The sequence below is a fragment of the Aliivibrio sp. S3MY1 genome, from assembly GCF_028765575.1.
Taxonomy (GTDB): Bacteria; Pseudomonadota; Gammaproteobacteria; order Enterobacterales; family Vibrionaceae; genus Aliivibrio.
Genome location: NZ_JARACO010000001.1, coordinates 186,303 through 201,517 on the forward strand (window position 1 = coordinate 186,303; position 15,215 = coordinate 201,517).

Annotated in this window: 15 protein-coding genes, 2 tRNA genes and 1 pseudogene; 14 read left to right on the top strand and 4 right to left on the bottom strand. The window is 37.7% G+C overall.

The features are described 5' to 3' along the window. The first annotated feature begins 254 nt into the window (after positions 1-254). The 4 genes from PVK62_RS00740 (at position 255) to PVK62_RS00755 (ending at position 2,149) form a co-directional block, all read left to right on the top strand. Entirely contained in the window at positions 255-1,199 is a 945-nt protein-coding gene (locus PVK62_RS00740; protein ID WP_274442694.1) for a TerC/Alx family metal homeostasis membrane protein, read from the top strand. A 164-nt stretch (positions 1,200-1,363) separates the two neighbouring features. Further along, positions 1,364-1,861, top strand: coding sequence for an ATP-dependent zinc protease family protein (locus PVK62_RS00745; protein WP_274442695.1), 498 nt, complete (start codon positions 1,364-1,366; stop codon positions 1,859-1,861). An 82-nt stretch (positions 1,862-1,943) separates the two neighbouring features. Further along, a tRNA-Ser gene (locus PVK62_RS00750) sits at positions 1,944-2,034 on the top strand. A 38-nt stretch (positions 2,035-2,072) separates the two neighbouring features. Then, positions 2,073-2,149 (top strand) — tRNA-Asp (locus PVK62_RS00755). A 240-nt stretch (positions 2,150-2,389) separates the two neighbouring features. On the opposite strand, the gene PVK62_RS00760 is transcribed toward PVK62_RS00755, so the two are convergent. Next, on the bottom strand, positions 2,390-2,626 hold the full coding sequence (locus tag PVK62_RS00760; protein WP_274442696.1) for a DUF3389 domain-containing protein: 237 nt from the start codon (positions 2,624-2,626) through the stop codon (positions 2,390-2,392). 199 nt (positions 2,627-2,825) lie between these two features. Here PVK62_RS00760 and PVK62_RS00765 point away from each other — a divergent pair, with 199 nt between their 5' ends. Continuing rightward, the gene (locus tag PVK62_RS00765) at positions 2,826-3,953 is read left to right on the top strand and encodes an acyl-CoA desaturase (protein WP_274442697.1); all 1,128 of its coding nucleotides are present in this window, start codon (positions 2,826-2,828) and stop codon (positions 3,951-3,953) included. 88 nt (positions 3,954-4,041) lie between these two features. Here the strand turns inward: PVK62_RS00765 and PVK62_RS00770 are convergent, their stop codons facing one another. Continuing rightward, positions 4,042-4,983 carry a S1 family peptidase gene (locus PVK62_RS00770; protein WP_274442698.1) on the bottom strand — a complete coding sequence of 314 codons (942 nt, stop codon included), beginning with the start codon at positions 4,981-4,983 and terminating at the stop codon, positions 4,042-4,044. A 195-nt stretch (positions 4,984-5,178) separates the two neighbouring features. Here PVK62_RS00770 and PVK62_RS00775 point away from each other — a divergent pair, with 195 nt between their 5' ends. Then, complete coding sequence (locus PVK62_RS00775; protein WP_274442723.1) at positions 5,179-6,195, top strand: acyltransferase; 1,017 nt, start codon at positions 5,179-5,181, stop codon at positions 6,193-6,195. Positions 6,196-6,199: 4 nt separating this feature from the next. Here the strand turns inward: PVK62_RS00775 and PVK62_RS00780 are convergent, their stop codons facing one another. Beyond that, complete coding sequence (locus PVK62_RS00780) at positions 6,200-6,676, bottom strand: LysR substrate-binding domain-containing protein (RefSeq protein ID WP_274442699.1); 477 nt, start codon at positions 6,674-6,676, stop codon at positions 6,200-6,202. Positions 6,677-6,914: 238 nt separating this feature from the next. On the opposite strand from PVK62_RS00780, the pseudogene PVK62_RS00785 reads away from it, so the two are divergent. Beyond that, positions 6,915-7,346 (top strand): annotated as a pseudogene (locus tag PVK62_RS00785) (alkyl sulfatase C-terminal domain-containing protein); the annotation flags it as partial. A 125-nt stretch (positions 7,347-7,471) separates the two neighbouring features. Here PVK62_RS00785 and PVK62_RS00790 read toward each other — a convergent pair. Continuing rightward, on the bottom strand, positions 7,472-8,359 hold the full coding sequence (locus PVK62_RS00790) for a DUF5666 domain-containing protein (protein ID WP_274442700.1): 888 nt from the start codon (positions 8,357-8,359) through the stop codon (positions 7,472-7,474). A gap of 82 nt (positions 8,360-8,441) precedes the next feature. Between PVK62_RS00790 and PVK62_RS00795 the strand changes: the two genes are divergently transcribed. The 7 genes from PVK62_RS00795 (at position 8,442) to PVK62_RS00825 (ending at position 15,214) form a co-directional block, all read left to right on the top strand. Next, complete coding sequence (locus PVK62_RS00795) at positions 8,442-9,107, top strand: response regulator transcription factor (RefSeq protein ID WP_274442701.1); 666 nt, start codon at positions 8,442-8,444, stop codon at positions 9,105-9,107. Continuing rightward, positions 9,082-10,344 (top strand): sensor histidine kinase, encoded by a 1,263-nt coding sequence (locus PVK62_RS00800; protein WP_274442702.1) that lies wholly within the window; start codon positions 9,082-9,084, stop codon positions 10,342-10,344. The genes PVK62_RS00795 and PVK62_RS00800 overlap by 26 nt, the downstream gene beginning before the upstream one ends. Positions 10,345-10,396: 52 nt before the next feature. Then, positions 10,397-11,584, top strand: coding sequence for a YcbX family protein (locus PVK62_RS00805; protein WP_443111750.1), 1,188 nt, complete (start codon positions 10,397-10,399; stop codon positions 11,582-11,584). A gap of 88 nt (positions 11,585-11,672) precedes the next feature. Then, positions 11,673-12,089, top strand: a complete 417-nt coding sequence (locus tag PVK62_RS00810; protein WP_274442704.1) for an RNA-binding S4 domain-containing protein — start codon at positions 11,673-11,675, stop codon at positions 12,087-12,089. Positions 12,090-12,270: 181 nt separating this feature from the next. Next, a complete protein-coding gene (locus PVK62_RS00815) occupies positions 12,271-12,600 on the top strand; it encodes a DMT family transporter (protein WP_274442705.1) in 330 nt (109 codons plus the stop codon). A 73-nt stretch (positions 12,601-12,673) separates the two neighbouring features. Continuing rightward, positions 12,674-13,291, top strand: a complete 618-nt coding sequence (locus PVK62_RS00820) for an NAD(P)H-dependent oxidoreductase (RefSeq protein ID WP_274442706.1) — start codon at positions 12,674-12,676, stop codon at positions 13,289-13,291. A 6-nt stretch (positions 13,292-13,297) separates the two neighbouring features. Further along, on the top strand, positions 13,298-15,214 hold the full coding sequence (locus PVK62_RS00825; RefSeq protein WP_274442707.1) for a monovalent cation:proton antiporter-2 (CPA2) family protein: 1,917 nt from the start codon (positions 13,298-13,300) through the stop codon (positions 15,212-15,214). Position 15,215 lies beyond the last annotated feature (1 nt).

The following is a 15,215-nucleotide window of genomic DNA, read 5'->3' on the forward strand; positions in this document are numbered from 1 at the left end:
CGTGATTTTTATTTGTATATTTCAAAAATGAGGATTACTATCCAGATCTTGGGGAGTAGTCACAAGGTTTAATACTTAATCTTGTTCAGATATCGTCATCCCGAAGCCTTGGCTTCCGGTATCTGTAAGTGGGCAAATGAATGCCAATCACTTTGACAAGACCAAATACCATAACGTTAATTTTATTGTTTATGGTGGAAGGTTTACTCACTCATTTTAGCGGGACTCCTTTCACCTATTTGAAAGGAATTATTATGTCACCGTTAACTTGGGAACTTTTTGGTTTCGTTGTTCTCGCTCTATTCGCTCTAGATATGTTTCAAACAAGAAAAGAAGCACCTAGCTTAAAAAAAGCGTTAGTGTGGTCACTTTTCTGGTTCGTGCTTGCTTTTATTTTTTGCGCCGCTCTTTATGTCTACTGGCCATTAATGGCACCAGAAAGCAGCTATTCAGCGAAAGATGCTAGTATCGCCTTCATTACAGGCTACTTACTTGAAAAAATGCTTAGCGTAGATAACCTATTCGTCTTTGCATTAATCTTTAGTCAATTTGCCGTGCCTGAATCAAGCCGACCTCGTATCTTACTGTGGGGTATTATTGGTGCATTAGCATTACGTGCAGTCATGATCTTTGTCGGTGCCGGACTATTAGCTCAATACCACTGGATATTATACATTTTCGCCGTGTTCTTAATCATTACGGGTATAAAATTGTGGTTTGCGAATACCGAAGAAAACAGTGATTTCTCATCATCAAAATTAGTCGTGTTTGCAAAAAAATATATTCCATTTGATGACAAATACGACGGACATAAGTTACTTACAAAAATAAACGGAAAAACGATAGCAACACCATTAATGTTGGTTGTCATTGTTATTATGTTTACTGACATTATGTTTGCGTTAGATTCTATCCCTGCAATATTTGCTATCACTCAAGAACCTTTCTTAGTGTTTGCAGCAAATGTATTTGCATTATTGGGTTTGCGTTCTTTGTATTTTGTACTTCAAGGCATGTTAGATAAGTTCTGCTACTTACAACCCGCTTTAGCGTTTATCCTAAGTTTCATCGGTATTAAGATGTTCTTAGTCGGTACTGCTTATGAAGTCCCTACTGTAATTTCACTATTAACCATCGTCGGTATTATTACATTAGCGATCATTGGCTCTATTATGAAAAACCGATCTCAAAACGCTTAATCTCCATATTACAGCGGTAACCAATTACGGATACCGCTGTTTATTTCATTTTTTGCATAAATCTGTCCTATTCTTTACATACCATTGAATTCAATTTAGATTTAAAGGTCTATTCTTTCTATAGATACTTTTCATTTCATCAAACTTACAATTAAAAGGCATTCATGAAAAAACTTATCCTCTCTACATGCTTATTGTTACTTTCTACTTCCAGTTTTGCTGCTGAATCATGCTCTAATAAAACCATCGTAGGTCAAATTGAAACCATCCACGTAAAAGAATTAGGCTCTAATTACGAAGCTAGAATTGATACAGGTGCGGCAACCACTTCAATTCATGCCACGAATATTGAAATAATTGGAAAAAACGATGAAAGCGAAGACATGCGCGATCATTTAGGCGATACCGTTAAATTCACGACTTACAATGAAGTAGGTGAAGCGTCTGAACATACGGGACGTATTATTAAAGTGAGCAAGATTCGTAATGCTCAAGGCGTTGAACGTCGTTATGCCGTTCAAATGCATTTAGAGTTTGATGGCAAGGATAAGAAAATAGCCGTAAACCTGCGTGATAGAAGTAAATTAGATTACAAACTTTTAATTGGTCGCAACTGGTTAGCAGGTGATTATTTAGTCGATGTAGAGAAAAACGCAGAATAACGTTTACTTTTTATACGCTTAACTTCTTTTTTCAAAAAAAGACTTTACATAAAAATCAAAGCTGACTATTATTCACCGCACTGGAGGGATGGCTGAGTGGTCGAAAGCACCGGTCTTGAAAACCGGCAACCGTTAATAGCGGTTCTAGGGTTCAAATCCCTATCCCTCCACCACTTTTCAAAATTCAGATAGAGTCTGGATTTTAAAAATTGGAGCGGTAGTTCAGTTGGTTAGAATACCGGCCTGTCACGCCGGGGGTCGCGGGTTCGAGTCCCGTCCGCTCCGCCAATACAACGAAGGCATTGTCGAAAGACGATGCCTTTTTTGTATCTGTCAGATATGAATCTGCTCTCTGCACAATTAATACATTGCTATACCATTTTAATGTTCAGGAAATCAGCATCTGTCCACCTGAACATTGTAATATTGAAGCATTAATCCAAGACGCAAATAACAGTATGCATAAAGCAAAACAAAAAGGTAAAAATAAATTGTTTTGCCTTATTAAATGCGTATTGAAAACTGTTGCTAATAAAACTCGATAGCCACACCAATTTCTTGAGCAAGAAGCTCTAATTGCTCACTATTATCAAGCTTAATCGACCACTTCATACCACTTCCTACTGCACTTATTACATTGGCCCCACCAATTAAAGTCAGTGCATCTACCTCTGCCTGTATTGTGGTTCTAGAGATATTATTTAATCGAACAACCAACTCATGCTGATTTGCAATAATATCGCCTTCTGAGAACGTGATTTTCATTCTGCTTTACTTCTATCTAACCAATTGAGTTCGAATTATATCAAGTTTTCTCTTCTTTATTTAATTTATCAATACATGAAACATAAGCATGATTGCGATGAATCACATTTGTTACATATTCATTACTGTCTTTTCTTGACTAAAATATCTACACAAACTATTCTAGCGCACAACTGTACGCTTAAATGGAATGTTTATTATGCATCAAGGATCAAAACCACCTATTATTTGGTTAAATGTATTTATATTTACATCAAGTTTATTACTCGCTTTAGTCGCTACCCCTCTTTACGCCTATTACAACGGCCTAGGCAGTGAATATTGGATCTGGTTATTAGTCGCTTTCAGTTTTTGTAACCTATCTATCACGGCAGGTTATCACCGTTTATGGTCTCATAAAGCCTATAATGCTCATCCTGCCCTACGCTTTATTTTTGCTTTAGGTGGTGCATTCGCATTACAAAATAGTGCACTGCATTGGTCTTCTGATCATCGAGTTCATCACCGTCATGTAGATAATAACGACAAAGACCCTTATTCAGCCAAACGTGGGTTTTGGTACTCACACATAGGGTGGATGCTACGTCACTACCAACCTGCAACTTATAATGATTACGCCAATTGCCGTGATCTACAAAAAGATACCGTAGTAATGTGGCAACATAATCATTATGTACCATTAGCTCTTCTTATGAATATTGGTATTCCAGTGCTTCTTGGCATTATCTACGGAGACATTATAGGAATGTTGCTTATGGTTGGTGCGGTACGTTTAGTATTAAGTCATCACACAACTTTCTTTATCAACTCACTTGCTCATATTTGGGGTTCTCAGCCTTATACTGAAAAAAACACCGCACGTGATAATGGCATTTTAGCGGTATTTACTTTTGGTGAGGGTTACCATAATTATCATCACATTTTTGAAAATGATTACCGTAATGGTATTTACTGGTGGCAATATGATCCTACAAAATGGTTTATTAAAAGCTGTTCATGGTTTGGCTTAACCACTAAGTTACGAGTTAGCCCTCAAGATAAAATAGAAAAAGCTAAAGCTCTTATGTTACGTAAGAAAGCGGAAGATAAAATTACATCACTCCATAATTATCATGCCGTTAAAGAACATTTAGAAGCGGAGTATGATGCGCTGATTGAACGTATGTCAGAGTATTACGATTCTAAAAAACAGCTTCTTGATAATAAGAAAAATGCGTTATCAAAGAAATATGAATTGGCGATTCTTAGTGTTCAACATAAGCAAATTAAATTGCAGTTTGAGCAGCAGAAAAAAGCATGGAACTCTCTGATCCTTCAATACGTTTAATTACTTTTTTACAATATATTCAAATTGATACAGTTTAATAAAAAAAGGCATCACGTTAATGGTGCCCTTTTATTTCTTAGGTATTCGCCTATTTGTTTCGTTGACGATACAACCCGAACAAACCTAAAAACAAAATACTAATGATGGACATTAACCCACCCGAACCGCTATTACTACTTACCGAAATAGTCGGAGATATTTCACCATTCTGAGCTTTCATAATCCAATCTTTATATTGACTGACGTCGGTAAAAACCGATTGAGCAGCTAGAGTCTCATCGCCACAAACAGCAGGACCAAAACTAACAATCCCTATTTGAACTCCATTCCAAACTAAAGGCCCACCAGAATCGCCTTGGCAAGTTGCTGTCACTAAATTACTGCCGTTAATAGGTTTACCTTCTGTACATATCTGTTTATTTGACGTTGTAAAATTAGCCCAAATATTACAATTTCCAGGGCTCACGTAAGTTACCTCTGCTTTCATGAATTCAACATTACTATTTTGTGTATTGGAACCAAAACGACCATAGCCTAAAATCGTAAATGTCTCACTCGCGGATCTATAAGCTTGGTTAGAAGAATCACCTAAATTCGCTGCATGACTTGATGAAAACGTCGGTAAAGGCTGCGATAGCTCTAATACCGCCACATCATTAATAAGAGTTGAATCATCATAATTACTAGGATAATAAATATTTTTAACTGCGACTCGTTGAACAGCAAACATCTCAGGTGCATTATTGGCATCTATCGCAACTTTAGTATTTGCAATATTGAAAGCAGAAATATCATAAACACAGTGCGCCGCTGTTAATATATGAGTTGCATCTAACACAGAGCCACCACAAAAAGGATAAATCGTATTGGGTTGGCTTTCATACTCAAACATCAGCGAAGCCATAAATGGGTAATTTGCTACATCAGCATCAATTCCACCCACAATATATGGTGTCACGATAGCTTCTTCTGCTTGTAAAAACGGCGAAAAAATAGATGCTGATAACAATAATCCTATAAGTGTTTTCATGTTTACCCCTTGATACCACAGTAAGATATGTTAATAATACATTAATATCATGTTGTAATGTTAGTCCGTATTTAGTCTTTCATCATATTTTTGACTACAATCCACAAATATAGAGACACTTACAATATAAAGACATTTATTAATTTTTTTTACGATATAACCTATCAACAAATACTAATGACAAGAAGTAGAAAGATAATGGGAAGAGTTTTCTTTTTTGATTTACTAAGATGCATCGCCGCGATTGCAGTCGTCGCAATTCACGTATTAGCCCCCTACCGACATGAATTGAATTCAATTCCTTTTGAGCAATGGGCAACCGCCGTATCGGTAAACAGCTTAAGCCGCTGGGCAGTACCAGTGTTTATTATGATCACTGGCGCATTAATGCTCAGTGATAAACGAGAGTTTGATGCGCCTTATTATGTAAAAAAACGACTTGGAAAAGTACTCGTACCTTTTCTTTTTTGGTCTGTATTTTATGCCTTATTATCAGGATTAACCGCACAGGGCTATGATTTTGAAGCAGCAAAAACGGTACTGACCGATCTGCCTTTTGAATACACCTATTACCACTTAGGGTTCTTTTATTACTTTATTCCACTTTATATTGTTATCCCGTTTTTTCGAGTGATGGTTCAAAAAATGGATAACACTGCACTCTTCTCTATTATTGGAGTGTGGCTACTTACTACCTGTTTCTTTCTTGTCAAATTTGAAGGATTCTGGAGCACAGAGATCTGGCTGTATAGTGGTTACTTATTGTTAGGTTATGCGCTATACCAACGAGTTTCATTAACGAAAACGAACACCATAATCGCGCTGTTGATTGGTATTACTGCATTAGCAACGACGGTTTATATGGTAATAAGCCAAAGCTTACTATTCGGCGAATATACAGTAGGTAGATGGTTATCTTATAAGACCATAAATACCGTCGCCGCGGCTGGGATGCTGTTTTTTGTTTGTCGTTATTATGGTGAATCACTGCCTGATAAATCTCGAACGATTGTTGGCTTTATTAGTACCTACAGCCTGGGTATTTACTTACTTCATCCACTATTCTTATGGCCAATGAAAAATTACGCGTGGTACCAAGGACATAACCCGATGTGGGTCATTCCGGTTTGGGTTGTTCTAAGTGGTGCTGGGGCACTTGGCTTAAGTTGGTTACTTTCTAAATCGAAGAAAACAGCCTGGCTTGTGCCTTAATTATCTAAACCTGTTCGGCTGCGATAATTAATTGTCGCAGCCATTGATTCGCTTTATTGTTTTCAACCTTAGTAGCCCAAAGCATATGGATTTTTGTTGCCCGTACAGGAAAAGGAACATCCAATAGTTGTAACCCAAAACTCTCTTTATACTGGGAAATCAAACGAACCGAATTAATACCAATAAAGTCCGATTGAGCAACACATGCCATCATTCCCATCATAGAAGTATGCTCACTGCCCATTTTACGATTTGGCAGTACCTCTTCAGCTAAATAATCAGTGATGGTTTGCTTAAAGCGGCGAATATTTAGAAAGGCATGATCTTCTTCAAAAAAACTATCTCGAGTAATACTTCCAACTATTCTTGGATGCCCGCATCGTGCAATGCAACAGATTTTATCTTCTGACACCACCAGGCTTCTCAATGATGATTGCCTTGGTTTCATCACATCTAATACCAAATCCACTTTCTCTAACATCAAAGCATCAATAATATCGTTTTCATTACTAGGTAGCTCTCTTAAAGAACAGTGATATCACTCTCTTTGAGCAGTGTTTTTAATCGTATTTGCAATTGAGGGATTACAGATTCTAATGCATAAATAGAAAACAATGAAGCCTTTGCTAAAACACTAAACTTTGCTGATACTCGCGCTTTTGAAAACAACAACAAAGGCCTTATCGCTTACCAATACGGTGCAACGCTTAATCGTCACGAAAACTGCATCACCGGATGTACTTGCAAACATGACGATTGAAAACCTATTGGATTATTTAGCAGTACGTGTTGATTCAATGAAAGCTCAACATACACCGTTCACATTAAATGTTGTTTTACCTGATGATAAAGAAACTTACTTTGTAGAAATGTCTAACGGTAACTTAAACAATATTCTAGTTGATAATGAAATGAAAGCGGATGCGACTCTATTAATCAATCGAGCTGATATATCACAAATTTTACTAGAGAAAACAACACTAAAAGCCTTACTAGAAAATGGTAGCGCAGGCATTAAAGGTGATAAGTCGGTATTGCAAAAGCTAACAGGCTCGCTAACCAATGCTGACGCTAAGTTTGAAATTGTCCCTCGTCCAGAAAAAGGCGAAGAAGTCGATGCTGAGTTATACGAGACCGCTCATAAACATTAATTACAACGTTTAATTAAAAGCCAAACAGCCGATGCATAAACATCGGCTGTTTTTTAGATAGTACATAAAAACAAAAAAACCACTGACTCATAAAGGCAGTGGTTAATCTCGATACGTATATCTATTTAATCAAATTCGATTTCAAATGCTTGTAGTTGACCTGCATTATTAATCAAATCAACATCAACTTTTCTGCCTATTGCTAGGTCAGATTTAATGCCATCTTCAAAACGAGTATTTTCAGTAATAGCGATAACTGTTTTACCATTTAAGGTCATAGAACCGACGCTATTATGTAATGTAAGTGCAGTTACATAACCTTCAACTTCTGCATTTGCAAGATCTAAACTATCTTCTACATCAACGTCATATGCCATAAAAGTTTTTGAACTTAAATCATAAGTACCTTCAACTTCAACCCAAGCGTCTTTTTTCAATTCATGACGATCATCTGAGTCAATGCTAGAATTCGAATAGTTAACTTTCATTAGACCCATATCAAATGCGCCAATGGTTGGGATAGAGGTAATTTTACCTTCATATAAATCTTCCGCAGGTAAGAAATTTGCTTTATGAATAGCATTAATAATCCATTTACCTGTTTGATCTACATAACCAAACAACATCACTCGATTGTTATCTGTTCCGACAAGATCTTTCGCTATATTTGCGTGCTCAAATACTTGACCATTCACTGTAATTGCAGCTTCTGTAACTAAAGTAGCAATGCCCACTATCTCAGGTTCGATATCTACTTCATAAGCCACGCCATTATCATAATCAACGTCAACTTGCATACCCGCATCAAGTTCTGTTGAATTAACATAATGGCCATTTAATTCAATACGAGCATTCGCTAAACTTAATGGCATCGAATTAATTGTCATTGTATCTGCATTAACAGCTTCAATTTCACCAATATATGAGCTTGATGCACGGCTATCACCTGAATCATCCGAACCACAGCCAGATAACATTGCAGTTCCTAATAATAAAATAGCGACTTTTTTCATTTTTTTACCTTATTCTTATAATTAATGCACTCTATGGGAGTAAGATAGCGGTATGAGTGTGAAGGATTCGTGAAGAAGAAAAATGAAAGTACTAATTGTTGAAGATAACCATCATGTGGCAGAAACGATTGCTGACTACCTAGAACTGGTCGGTATCGATATTGATTGCGCCTACCATGGTGTTGCAGCAATAGAAATATTAAAAAAAGAGAGCTTCGATGTTATCGTTATGGATATCATGATGCCAAAATTAGATGGGATCAGCACAGTTGAATCATTACGTAACGATCACGCCTGCAGTACCCCTATTCTTTTCTTAACCGCAAAAGACACCCTAGAAGATAAAATTCATGCCTTTGAAGTCGGCGGAGATGATTACCTTGTAAAACCATTTGCAATGGAAGAGTTACATATGCGTTTACTTGCTTTATCTAATCGCGGTCGACGTACTGATATTGGTAAATTGATGTTTGAAGATATGGAAATGGACATCAAATCGGGCACTCTATATCGCCAAGAGCAACTCATTAAATTGGCGCCAATTCAGCTAAAAATTATTGCATTATTAATGAAAAAAGCGCCTGATATTGTGAGTAAAACTGAACTTGTAGAGCACGTTTGGGGAGATGAATCTCCATCAAGTGACGCCCTAAGAAGTCATTTATATACCATTCGAAACGCCATTGATAAAGGCTTTAATACACCACGACTAGAGACCATTCATGGAAAAGGCTACCGACTTAAATAATCACTCACATCAACCGAGCTTTTTTAAAAAAATCCGTTGGACCTTTTCCATCCTTACCTTTTTGATGTTCGGGATCTTTTGGGCGGTTATTTATATCGCAGAAGATCAATTAGAAATCATTAGCCTACACCACTGGTTAGATACTGAAGCCAGCCAATACACCAGAAAATACGCTCAATTAGGCAAAGATACGCCACTGCCTAATGAAGAAGAGTTTTCTACGTATTGGAGCGAAAGAGAGCATCCGCTTTGGCTTACTCATTACAAAAAGACAGGGTTATATGAACAATTACTAGGAACCGAAGATAAGCACTTTATTGTCATCGATCATCCTTCTGGTGAGGGTTTACTCTATATTCTCTTTCAAGATGATGCCGATGATTATCTGGATGAGTATGAAGCAAATCTGCACTACATTACTGTCGGTTTAGGCATTATTACCACTATTTTAATGATTTTATACGGGATCTACTTTGTTCGTAGTATTTCAACACCTCTACGACATATTCAACACAAAGTAGATTTAATGTCGCCTGAACATCCTGATTTTACTATTGATACGAACTACCAAGAAACCCAAGATATTGAACGTTCATTACTAAAAAGTAAGCATCATATCACTCAATTTTTTACTCGTGAAAAAGAGTTTAGCCGCTTCGCTTCTCATGAATTACGAACACCAATAATGATTATTAGGGGCTCAGCCGATCTACTTGCTAAAGTACCCGGTCAACCTAGAGTCGCGCTCAAAGCGATTAATCGATTACATCAAGCAAGTGAAGAGATGACTCTGCTTACTGAAACCTTTTTGCTATTAGGTAAACAAGAAATAGAAGCGCATCATTTTCATCATTATCAAATAGAAGAGATTCTAAAAACACAACTTGACCATCTACAGCCTCTATTCGCAAAACAAGAAATGGGGGCTCAATTAACGATCATTGAAGACGAACCATGTCTCGCACCAAGCAGTTTTATAACCGTTGTGATTAATAATCTGATAAAAAATGCCTTTAGTTACAGCGTGGGTGACATTCAAATAAGCCTAGATAACAACCAGCTGTGTATCATCAATTGCCATGATGGAAATAACACTTACAACGCAGGTTATGGTTGCGGCTTAGTTATTGTTGAGCGGATCTGTGAGCGAATGGCTTGGGAATTTGAGATACAAAAAACTGAGAAAGATTTCATTACTACCGTCACTTTTAGTTCATATGATCTTTCACAGTCATAATGAATAGATAATAGACAGTAAAATAAAATAGACTTTGATACACTTTACGTAAATAACTGAACAAAGAATGGATGCTATCGTGAGCCAAATTAATTCAGCGCCAAATTTATCAAACATCAATATATTCCCTGTAAAATCAATCGCAGGGATTTCACTGTCTACTGCTCAAGTTGAAAAGCAAGGCTTACAATGCGATCGCCGATTTATGCTAGCCTCTTTAGATGGCAAAATGATCACCGCTCGCACTCATCCACAAATGGTAAAAATTAAAGCCATTATTGAACCAGATGGATTAGTTCTATGTTATCCAGGATTGATTGACCTGCATTTCACCTTTAGTGAATTAGAAATGAAAGAGGTCGATACAACCGTTTGGAGTGATACTTTTACGGCTTACTCCACCACAGAAGAAGCCAATCAGTGGTTCACTTCTATTTTAGGTACTGAAGCACAACTGCTGTTCTCAGGCGAACAATCGAATCGTGTGCGCGAAAAAATTCAAACCAACGTGAGCTTTGCCGATGGCTATCCATTACTAATGATCAGTGAAGCCTCTCTTGTTGAACTAAATAAACGCAGCGGCAGCCATCACACCATGGCTCAATTTCGTACTAACTTAGTCGTTTCAGGTAATGAAGCCTTTATTGAAGATTCTTGGAAGCGTATTCGTATTGGGGAGGTTGAGTTTGAAGTAGTTAAACCTTGCCAACGCTGTATTTTAACGACAGTAAACCCAAACACAGCTCAGTATCACTCAAATAAAGAACCATTAAAAACCCTCTCAACGTTCCGTGCTGATGCTTCTGGTAATGTGTATTTTGGTCAAAATCTCATTACTAAAAATGAAGGAACGATTAACGTCGGCGATAAGATCGAAGTATTGGAAACCAAAGAAAAAGAATATTATAAAGATTCAGGCTCTATTGCTGTAACTCCACAAGTAACAGTAGATCCAATCAACGCAACAGAAGACACTAAATCAGAAGAGATCACTATTAGCTTAAATGGCAATCTGTTTAAAGGTAATACACAAGATCCACTGTTGAACCAAGCAGAAGCCGCAGGACTGAGCATTAATAATAGTTGTCGATCTGGCTTATGTGGTGCTTGTCGTGTCACTTTAGAGTCTGGCGATGTTGAGCAAGAAGACTCTCCCGCGCTAAATCAGCGCCTTAAAGATGCAGGAATGATCCTAGCATGCTGCTCTGTACCTAAAACGGACATTGAAGTGGTTGATTAAGACTTTCACTCGCAAGCAGAGAAAGGCGCTAGGACGATGCCTTTCTCTCAGTTACAATAGCCATAATTCGTAATCCTAAGAGACCCACATGTCAGATCAAGAAGAATTTGAAGTAGAAGCGATTGGCGTTGAAGTAAATGTTCAACCTATCGAGCTCTATAAAGTATTAAAAATTGCTAATGTTGTGAATGGCGGCGGTGAAGCTAAACACATGATTAGTGAAGGCTATGTAGGTGTGAACGGCGAATTAGAACAACGTAAACGTCGTAAAATGTACGATGGTGATGTTATTGAATTCAATGAAGAATATTACGTTGTTATCTGTGATACACCTGTTGGTGAGCTGCCAGAGGTTGAAGAAAAACCTCAATTTATTCCAGTAGAACCTGAGTATATAGAGCCAAAGCCTAAAAAAGAGAAAAAAGAAAAGAAGAAAAAACAGAAACCAGAAATTCCAACGACAGTTGACCCAGAAAGTGGTCGTCGTTCAATTAATTTTTTCTAATCCCATATTAATTATAAGCCTCTTATTCTTGAGGGGCTTATTTATTATGTCCACCGTTACACCTCCTTTATTATTACAAATATGCAAAAGTAATTATTTATTTCACCTATTATCATTAGATATGAAATAGCTATACTATTCCCAACTCAACAACACCTTAACTCTAAATAGGAATAATAAAATGGGATGGCTTTTTCTCTTTCTTGCTGTAGCTTCTGAAGCTCTTTCACATGTCGCCCTAAAAGCAACAGATGGTCTCTCTCACCTTGTACCAAATGTGATTGTTATTACCGGACATTTAGGTGCTTTTTACTTTCTTAGCCAAGCAATGAAAACATTACCTGTTGCTATCGCACACGCTTCTTGGGCAGGTTTAGCCATTATTGCCGTCACTCTTATTTCAAGTGCGTTTTATCACCAACACTTAGACAGTAAAGTTTGGCTAGGCATTGGATTTATTAGTATCGGTATTGCTATTATAAATCTTTCATCAGTTCCACATACCCATTAAGCCCCTTTTATTGCTATGATTGTAAAGTATTCAAGATTTACTTTATAAACTTAGTAAAAACAAAGAGGTTTTAATGGCAAAGCAGCCAAAAAAAATATTGATATTATTTGCTCATCCTGCTCAACATCGCTCAGAGGTGAATGTATCACTAATTAAAGCAGCAAAGAAAATCGACCATGTCACCGTGGTTGACTTGTATCACGACTACCCAAAATTTAATATCGATATTGATAAAGAGCAACAACGCCTGCTTGATCATGATGTCATCATTTTTCAATTTCCACTTTACTGGTATTCAACCCCCGCTATTTTAAAAGAATGGCAAGATATGGTGCTTGAGTATGGCTTTGCTTATGGTACCGAAGGAAAATCATTAGAAGGCAAAATCTTTCTATCAGCAATTACCGCTGGTGGTAAAGAAGAAGCTTATCAAACCAATGGTTATAACCAATTTACCATTCGTGAATTGCTGCACCCTCTTGAACAAATGGCCTCTTTAACTAATATGGAATACATCGCACCATTAGTACTCTTTGGTGCTCGAACTGCATTAGAAGATGACCGTGTAGAAAGACACACAGAACGATTTAAAAACTTACTCTCTGCGTTAATTGATGATCGCGTAGATATTTCTGTGGCGAAAACCTTACCTAAACTAAACCACTCATTCGATAAATTCCTTAAGGATTAACGCATTATGACGGGATATTTTTTACAAGCTTTTATTTATCTCTTTGCCGCTGTTATTGCTGTACCTATCGCCAAACGTCTTGGTCTTGGTTCGGTCCTAGGTTACTTGATTGCAGGGGTAGTTATTGGCCCAATCATTGGCTTAGTTGGTGAAGAAACAACGACCATTCAACACTTTGCTGAATTTGGCGTAGTAATGATGCTATTTCTTGTCGGTCTTGAGCTTGAACCCAAAATGCTATGGGGAATGCGTAACCGCTTAATGGGATTAGGAGGCTTACAAGTTGGCGGGACAACAGCCATTGTCATGGGTATTGCTCTGTTTTTTAATCAACCTTGGACGATTGCTCTCACTATCGGTTTAATCTTTGCACTCTCTTCTACCGCGATTGTATTACAGACCTTTAATGAGAAAGGACTAGCAAAAACTGAAGGTGGTCAAAATGCCTTCTCTGTTCTGCTATTTCAAGATATCGCAGTTATTCCAATGTTAGCCTTTATTCCATTATTGGCGTTACCAGAGCTGATTGAAAAAGCACAATTAGCCGCCGCAACAGCCGCAGCACACCACGATGAAATAAGCATTGTTGCTGGACTACCTGGTTGGGCTTATGGCTTAGTGATTACCGCATCGATTGCGCTTGTTGTGGTTGGTGGTCATTATCTTAGCCGCCCTCTTTTTCGCTTTGTGGCAAGCTCTGGACTGCGTGAAATATTTACAGCAACGGCATTAATGCTTGTCATTGGTATTGCTGCTCTTATGAGCTTAGTAGGGCTTTCACCGGCACTTGGGACTTTCTTAGCTGGCGTAGTATTAGCTAACTCCGAGTTTAGACACGAACTAGAATCAAATATTGACCCATTCAAAGGTCTATTACTCGGCCTGTTTTTCATTACCGTGGGTGCAGGGATCGACTTTGGTATTCTGTTTGATGACTTCTTCACTATTATCGGTTTAACGATTGGGGTAATGGCACTAAAAGCCGCAGTTCTGTATGTTTTGGCCTTAATTTTTAAGATCAAAAACAGTAATCGTTGGTTATTCACGTTAAGTTTGGCTCAGGCCGGTGAATTTGGATTTGTACTATTAAGTTTTACGGTTCAAAACCATGTATTACCACCAGAAGTCGCACAACCATTATCTTTAGTGGTTGCCCTTTCTATGTTCTTTACCCCAGGGTTATTCATTCTTTTTGATAAAGTGATCTTACCTCGTTTCGAGCAAAAATCGAATGATAGAGAATCGGATAACATTGATGAAAAAGGCACAGTAATTATTGCTGGTGGTGGTCGATTTGGCCAAGTAGTCAATCGCTTCTTAGTATCAAATCATGTGAAAACAGTCGTTCTAGATCACCAAGCCGATCAGGTTGATTCATTACGTCAAGTAAATACAAAAAGTTACTTTGGTGATGCAACACGTCCAGATCTTCTTCATACTGCAGGAATTGAACATGCTGCAATGTTGGTGGTTGCTATCGATAATCAAGAAAGCAGTGTTGAGCTGGTTAAGTATGTTAAGCACACTTACCCACAAGTAAAAGTGCTCGCTCGTGCTTACGATAGAGGCCATTCTTATATGCTTCGTTGTGCTGGTGCAGATTTCATTGAATCAGAAACCACCCGTTCAGCACTTGAAATGGGAGCAGAAGCCATGCGTGGATTAGGTCAACACCCATTCCATGTAGAACAACAAAAAATAGCGTACAAAAAGGTCGAAAATCAAAGCTCTGATAAATTATATCAAGCGTGGTTAGATGATTCAGAAGGCGAACGATTTGATAATAACTATCGCAAAATCTTCATTGAACTTGAAGACACCATTAAGCATGCCATGAGTAAAGATCGTTCTGATAAACACAACCAATCAGAGCGTGCATGGACACCACCACCAAAAGGCTATGCTGATGATATTGATGAGTAAT

What these genes read in the sequence shown, in the direction of transcription:
- PVK62_RS00780 (WP_274442699.1), bottom strand. Translation starts at nt 6,676, where the DNA reads ATGTTAGAGAAAGTGGATTTGGTATTAGATGTGATGAAACCAAGGCAA.
- PVK62_RS00820 (WP_274442706.1), top strand. Translation starts at nt 12,674, where the DNA reads ATGGCAAAGCAGCCAAAAAAAATATTGATATTATTTGCTCATCCTGCT.
- PVK62_RS00825 (WP_274442707.1), top strand. Translation starts at nt 13,298, where the DNA reads ATGACGGGATATTTTTTACAAGCTTTTATTTATCTCTTTGCCGCTGTT.
- PVK62_RS00765 (WP_274442697.1), top strand. Translation starts at nt 2,826, where the DNA reads ATGCATCAAGGATCAAAACCACCTATTATTTGGTTAAATGTATTTATA.
- PVK62_RS00800 (WP_274442702.1), top strand. Translation starts at nt 9,082, where the DNA reads ATGGAAAAGGCTACCGACTTAAATAATCACTCACATCAACCGAGCTTT.
- PVK62_RS00745 (WP_274442695.1), top strand. Translation starts at nt 1,364, where the DNA reads ATGAAAAAACTTATCCTCTCTACATGCTTATTGTTACTTTCTACTTCC.
- PVK62_RS00770 (WP_274442698.1), bottom strand. Translation starts at nt 4,983, where the DNA reads ATGAAAACACTTATAGGATTATTGTTATCAGCATCTATTTTTTCGCCG.
- PVK62_RS00810 (WP_274442704.1), top strand. Translation starts at nt 11,673, where the DNA reads ATGTCAGATCAAGAAGAATTTGAAGTAGAAGCGATTGGCGTTGAAGTA.
- PVK62_RS00815 (WP_274442705.1), top strand. Translation starts at nt 12,271, where the DNA reads ATGGGATGGCTTTTTCTCTTTCTTGCTGTAGCTTCTGAAGCTCTTTCA.
- PVK62_RS00790 (WP_274442700.1), bottom strand. Translation starts at nt 8,359, where the DNA reads ATGAAAAAAGTCGCTATTTTATTATTAGGAACTGCAATGTTATCTGGC.
- PVK62_RS00740 (WP_274442694.1), top strand. Translation starts at nt 255, where the DNA reads ATGTCACCGTTAACTTGGGAACTTTTTGGTTTCGTTGTTCTCGCTCTA.
- PVK62_RS00795 (WP_274442701.1), top strand. Translation starts at nt 8,442, where the DNA reads ATGAAAGTACTAATTGTTGAAGATAACCATCATGTGGCAGAAACGATT.
- PVK62_RS00760 (WP_274442696.1), bottom strand. Translation starts at nt 2,626, where the DNA reads ATGAAAATCACGTTCTCAGAAGGCGATATTATTGCAAATCAGCATGAG.